The organism is Bacillus sp. LR_5 (assembly GCF_042709275.1).
This window is the reverse complement of the sequence record NZ_JAVAXX010000358.1, coordinates 1-5,623: the sequence shown is the minus strand read 5'-3', so window position 1 is coordinate 5,623 and position 5,623 is coordinate 1. Positions and strand designations below refer to the sequence as shown.

At 45.5% G+C, this 5,623-nt stretch carries 5 protein-coding genes and 1 riboswitch; of the genes, 4 read left to right on the top strand and 1 reads right to left on the bottom strand.

Annotated elements, in window-relative coordinates; genetic code table 11:
• A riboswitch (glycine riboswitch) is annotated at nucleotides 1-74 on the top strand. This riboswitch is flagged as partial in the annotation.
• A gap of 170 nt (nucleotides 75-244) precedes the next feature.
• Genes gcvT through gcvPB form a run of 3 tightly spaced genes read left to right on the top strand, consistent with a single transcriptional unit; the run spans nucleotide 245 to nucleotide 4,168 of the window.
• Entirely contained in the window at nucleotides 245-1,333 is a 1,089-nt protein-coding gene (gene gcvT / locus RAC86_RS34545; protein ID WP_015714248.1) for a glycine cleavage system aminomethyltransferase GcvT, read from the top strand.
• Nucleotides 1,334-1,362: 29 nt separating this feature from the next.
• A complete protein-coding gene (gcvPA, locus tag RAC86_RS34540; RefSeq protein ID WP_029317920.1) occupies nucleotides 1,363-2,709 on the top strand; it encodes an aminomethyl-transferring glycine dehydrogenase subunit GcvPA in 1,347 nt (448 codons plus the stop codon).
• A complete protein-coding gene (gene gcvPB / locus RAC86_RS34535) occupies nucleotides 2,702-4,168 on the top strand; it encodes an aminomethyl-transferring glycine dehydrogenase subunit GcvPB (RefSeq protein WP_029726727.1) in 1,467 nt (488 codons plus the stop codon). The genes gcvPA and gcvPB overlap by 8 nt, the downstream gene beginning before the upstream one ends.
• Nucleotides 4,169-4,202: 34 nt before the next feature.
• Here gcvPB and RAC86_RS34530 read toward each other — a convergent pair whose 3' ends face one another.
• Entirely contained in the window at nucleotides 4,203-4,583 is a 381-nt protein-coding gene (locus RAC86_RS34530) for a rhodanese-like domain-containing protein (protein WP_004398485.1), read from the bottom strand.
• A 190-nt stretch (nucleotides 4,584-4,773) separates the two neighbouring features.
• Here RAC86_RS34530 and lipM point away from each other — a divergent pair, with 190 nt between their 5' ends.
• Nucleotides 4,774-5,610 (top strand): octanoyltransferase LipM, encoded by an 837-nt coding sequence (gene lipM / locus RAC86_RS34525; RefSeq protein ID WP_377886620.1) that lies wholly within the window; start codon nucleotides 4,774-4,776, stop codon nucleotides 5,608-5,610.
• Nucleotides 5,611-5,623 lie beyond the last annotated feature (13 nt).

Genomic DNA, 5,623 nt, shown 5'->3' with positions numbered 1-5,623 from the left:
AAACCTCGGGATACAGGCGCCGAAGGAGCAAACTGCGGAGTGAATCTCTCAGGCAAAAGAACTCTTGCTCGACGCAACTCTGGAGAGTGTTTGTGCGGATGCGCAAACCACCAAAGGGGACGTCTTTGCGTATGCAAAGTAAACTTTCAGGTGCCAGGACAGAGAACCTTCATTTTACATGAGGTGTTTCTCTGTCCTTTTTTGTATGTTTTTAGCTGCGCCGTTGATAAAGGGGAGGAATTAGATGCTGAAAAGAACGCCGTTATTTGACCTGTATAAGGAATATGGAGGAAAAACGATTGATTTCGGAGGCTGGGAGCTTCCTGTTCAATTTTCTTCTATAAAAAAAGAACACGAGGCTGTCCGAACTGCAGCCGGTTTGTTTGATGTATCTCATATGGGAGAAGTCGAAGTGTCAGGGAACGACAGTCTGTCTTTTTTGCAAAGATTGATGACAAATGATGTTTCCGCGTTAACGCCAGGCCGTGCTCAATATACAGCGATGTGTTACCCGGATGGCGGAACCGTCGATGATTTGCTTATCTATCAAAAAGAAGAGAACCGCTATCTGCTTGTCATTAATGCTTCTAATATAGATAAAGACTTGGCTTGGATGAAAGAACATGCAGCAGGTGATGTGCAGATTGACAATCAGTCAGATCAAATCGCGCTCTTGGCTGTACAGGGACCGAAAGCAGAAGCGGTCTTAAAAAATCTGACAGATGCAGATGTGTCTGCATTAAAGCCGTTTGCGTTTATTGATGAAGCCGATATCAGCGGCCGCAAAGCACTTATTTCACGCACTGGCTATACGGGAGAAGACGGGTATGAAATTTACTGCCGCAGTGATGATGCTATGCATATTTGGAAAAAAATCATTGATGCAGGGGATGCATACGGATTGATTCCATGCGGTCTTGGTGCACGTGATACACTCCGGTTTGAAGCGAAGCTCCCGCTCTACGGTCAGGAGCTGACCCGGGATATTACACCGATTGAAGCAGGTATAGGCTTTGCTGTAAAGCACAATAAGGAGTCTGACTTTTTCGGTAAGTCAGTATTGAGTGAACAAAAAGAAAACGGAGCGAAGCGCAAACTTGTCGGTCTCGAAATGATTGAAAAAGGGATACCGCGGCACGGATATGAGGTTTTCCAAAATGGCAAGTCTGTCGGAAAGGTGACAACCGGCACGCAGTCACCGACATTAGGGAAAAACGTCGGCCTTGCCTTAATTGATTCGGAAACAAGTGAGATCGGGACTGTTGTAGATGTAGAGATTCGCAAAAAATTAGTGAAAGCAAAGGTTGTCAAAACACCATTTTATAAACGCTAATATTTTTTCTTGGAGAGAGGAGACAACACATGAAGCACCGTTATTTGCCCGCAACAGAAAAGGATAAACAGGAGATGCTTGCTACTATCGGCGTAAGCAGCATCGATGATTTATTTGCTGATATACCGGAAAACGTCAAATATAAAAAAGAGTATCAAATCAAAAAAGCGAAATCAGAAACAGAATTAACAAGAGAACTGACAAAGCTGGCCTCTAAAAATCGTGATACCGTACAATACGCTTCTTTCTTAGGAGCGGGTGTATATGACCACTATCAGCCTGTCATTGTGGATCATGTCATTTCGCGCTCTGAGTTTTATACCGCATATACGCCTTATCAGCCAGAGATTTCACAAGGAGAGCTCCAGGCTATTTTTGAATTCCAAACGATGATCTGTGAACTGACAGGCATGGATATCGCCAACTCCTCGATGTATGACGGCGGAACAGCCTTGGCAGAAGCAGCAATGCTTGCTTCAGGCCACACGAAAAAGAAAAAAATTGTTGTATCAAAAACCGTGCATCCTGAATCGCGAGAGGTGCTGAAAACGTACGCAAAAGGTCAGTATATTGATGTTGTTGAAGTACCCGCTGCGGATGGCGTTACAGATCTTGATGCATTGCGCCAAACCGTTTGCGAGAACACAGCCGCAGTGATCGTTCAGTACCCGAATTTTTTCGGCAGGATCGAGCCGCTAAAGGATATTGAGCCTATCGCTCATCAAGGGAAATCCATGTTTATTGTTTCAGCCAACCCGCTGGCGCTAGGTCTTCTCACTCCGCCGGGCAAGTTTCAGTCTGATATCGTCGTCGGTGATGCGCAGCCTTTCGGCATTCCTTCAGCATACGGCGGCCCGCATTGCGGCTTTTTTGCCGTTACTAAAAAATTAATGAGAAAGGTGCCGGGCCGTCTCGTCGGACAAACGGAAGACGAAAACGGAAAAAGAGGCTTTGTGCTTACCCTGCAAGCCAGGGAGCAGCATATCCGCCGGGATAAAGCAACATCAAATATATGCTCGAACCAAGCTTTAAATGCGCTGGCAGCATCAGTGGCCATGACTGCTCTCGGAAAAAACGGCGTAAAAGATATAGCCCGCCAAAATCTCTTAAAAGCCAACTATGCAAAGCAAGAAGCAAAAAAAGCAGGCCTTACCGTTATGTTTGATGGGCCGATGTTTAATGAATTTGTCATCAAACTGGATGAGCCGGTGAGAGCTGTGAACAAGCGTTTGCTGGCAAAAGGCATGATTGGCGGATATGATCTTGGGTTGACGTATCCGGAGCTGGACTGCCATATGCTGATTGCTGTAACGGAGCTGAGAACAAAAGAAGAAATTGACGCACTCATTCAGGAATTGGGGGATCGCCATGAGTAATCAGGACCAGGCACTTATTTTTGAACTATCAAGAGAAGGCCGAATCGGCTATAGTCTGCCGGAGCTCGATGTACCGGAAATCGAATTGGAGGACCTCTTGTCAGACACCTATATTCGTGACGAAGACGCAGCGCTGCCGGAGGTTTCAGAGCTGGACATCATGCGCCATTATACAGCGCTGTCCAAACGCAATCACGGGGTGGATTCCGGTTTTTATCCTCTCGGTTCTTGCACGATGAAATATAATCCGAAAATCAATGAAAAAATCGCACGTATTCCTGGTTTTGCTGCGATTCATCCTCTTCAGGATGAAGACACGGTGCAAGGCGCATTAGAGCTTTTATATGATTTAAGCAAGCACCTTGAAGAAATAACGGGAATGGATGAGGTTACGCTTCAGCCTGCTGCCGGAGCGCACGGCGAATGGACGGGGCTGATGATGATCCGTGCCTATCATGAAGCTCGCGGGGATTTCAAGCGGACGAAGGTCATTGTCCCTGATTCCGCGCATGGGACGAATCCTGCATCAGCAACAGTAGCAGGCTTTGAAACCGTTACGGTGAAATCGAATGAAAAAGGGCTTGTTGATTTAGAGGATTTAAAAAGAGCAGTGAATGAAGAAACTGCAGCTCTTATGCTGACGAATCCGAACACGCTCGGCTTGTTTGAGGAGCAGATTACAGAGATGGCGGAAATTGTACACCAAGCGGGGGGGAAACTGTATTATGACGGCGCTAATTTAAATGCCGTTTTAAGCAAGGCGAGACCTGGAGATATGGGATTTGACGTGGTGCACCTCAACCTGCATAAAACATTCACAGGCCCTCATGGCGGCGGAGGCCCCGGCTCAGGCCCTGTCGGCGTAAAAAAAGATCTGATTCCTTATTTGCCAAAGCCAGTTTTAGTCAAAAAAGAAGGGCGCTTTACGTTTGATTATGACCGCCCTCATGCGATTGGCCGTGTGAAGCCGTATTACGGCAACTTTGGCATTAATGTGAGAGCGTATACGTATATTCGCTCCATGGGGCCTGACGGATTAAAGGCTGTTACTGAGAACGCAGTGTTAAACGCCAACTATATGATGAGAAAGCTCGCGCCTTATTACGATCTTCCGTTTGACCGCCATTGCAAGCATGAATTTGTATTATCAGGGAAGCGGCAGAAAAAGCTGGGAGTGCGTACGCTTGATATAGCAAAACGGCTTCTTGATTTCGGCTATCATCCGCCGACGATTTATTTCCCGCTTAATGTTGAAGAATGCATCATGATCGAGCCGACAGAGACCGAATCAAAGGAAACACTGGACGCGTTTATTGATGCTATGATTCAAATCGCAAAAGAAGCGGAGGAGAATCCGGAGCTTGTTCAGGAGGCCCCGCACACAACGATTGTAAAAAGAATGGATGAAACAAAAGCGGCGAGACACCCGGTGCTCAGATACGAGGCGGTAGAAAGATAAATAAAAACAGCTGTCTATTAGACAGCTGTTTGCTTTATTTCTTCGCTTTAATCTTTCCGCCCCATTTTTTAAAGCCGCCTTTTAGGTTGTAAATCTCAGTGCAGCCGTTTTTGCGCAGGGTTTGTGCCGCGCGTCCGCTGCGGACACTGTTTTGGCAGTACAGGTAAACAGGCTTGTCCGTACGGATCTCATTTTTTCTCTGTTTCAGCTGGGAAAGCGGGATGTTGCGGGCGCCTAAAATATGTCCGCCCTCAAACTCATTTGGCTCACGAACATCAATAAGCTGCGCTTTGCGGTAACCCGCGCGGAATTCTTCTTCGGTAAGTGTTTTCATAATTCGCTGCTGATAGACATATGAAGCAATCATATAGATGATAAACGCAGCAAAAATAATCAAAACGATCATATTAGACAATGTGATTCTACTCCTTTAGCATATAAAATCAAAACCCTGCTTCATAAAACAAGGTCATAGAGCCGTTTTCGACAAATACTATTATAGTAAAGCACAGCGTGATTGTCATCTATAATGGAACTAAAATATTTTTCATTTTCCCGACAGTTTGATAAACTGATTCTATTAAAACGGTAAGGAAGGTCTTAAAATGCAAAAAGAAACTTGGCGGTTTATAGACTCAGGCAATGCAAGTCCTGCATTCAATATGGCGCTTGATGAAGCGCTTTTATATTGGCACAGCGAAAAGAAAATCCCCCCGGTTATCCGTTTTTACGGCTGGAATCCGGCGACACTTTCTGTAGGGTATTTTCAAAATATTAAAAAGGAAATCAATTTTGAAGCAGTACATAAATATAATCTCGGATTCGTCAGACGCCCGACCGGCGGGAGAGGTGTGCTGCACGATCAGGAACTGACATACAGCGTAATTGTTTCGGAAGAGCACCCCGAGATGCCGGCAACTGTTACTGAGGCTTACCGGGTTATTTCAGAAGGCATACTTCAAGGCTTTAGAAATCTCGGTCTGGACGCTTACTTTGCCATCCCGAGAACTGAAAAAGAAAAAGAAAGCTTAAAAAATCCGCGGTCATCTGTTTGTTTTGACGCGCCTTCGTGGTATGAGCTAGTGGTTGAGGGGCGCAAGGTGGCGGGAAGCGCGCAAACGAGACAAAAAGGCGTGATTCTTCAGCATGGCTCCATTCTTCTTGATTTAGATGAGGACAAGCTGTTCGATCTGTTCTTATATCCAAGTGAAAGAGTAAGAGAGCGGATGCAGCGCAATTTCAAAAATAAAGCGGTTGCCATTAATGAACTCACCGAAAAGCGGGTGACGATGGATGAGGCTCGTAAAGCCTTTAAAGAAGGATTTGAAACAGGTCTTAACATTCATTTGGAGCCATATGAACTTTCTCAGGAAGAGCTTGATTTTGTTCATCACTTGGCTAAAACAAAGTACGCTTCAGATGAATGGAATTATAAGCGGTAAACAGGGCTTTTGA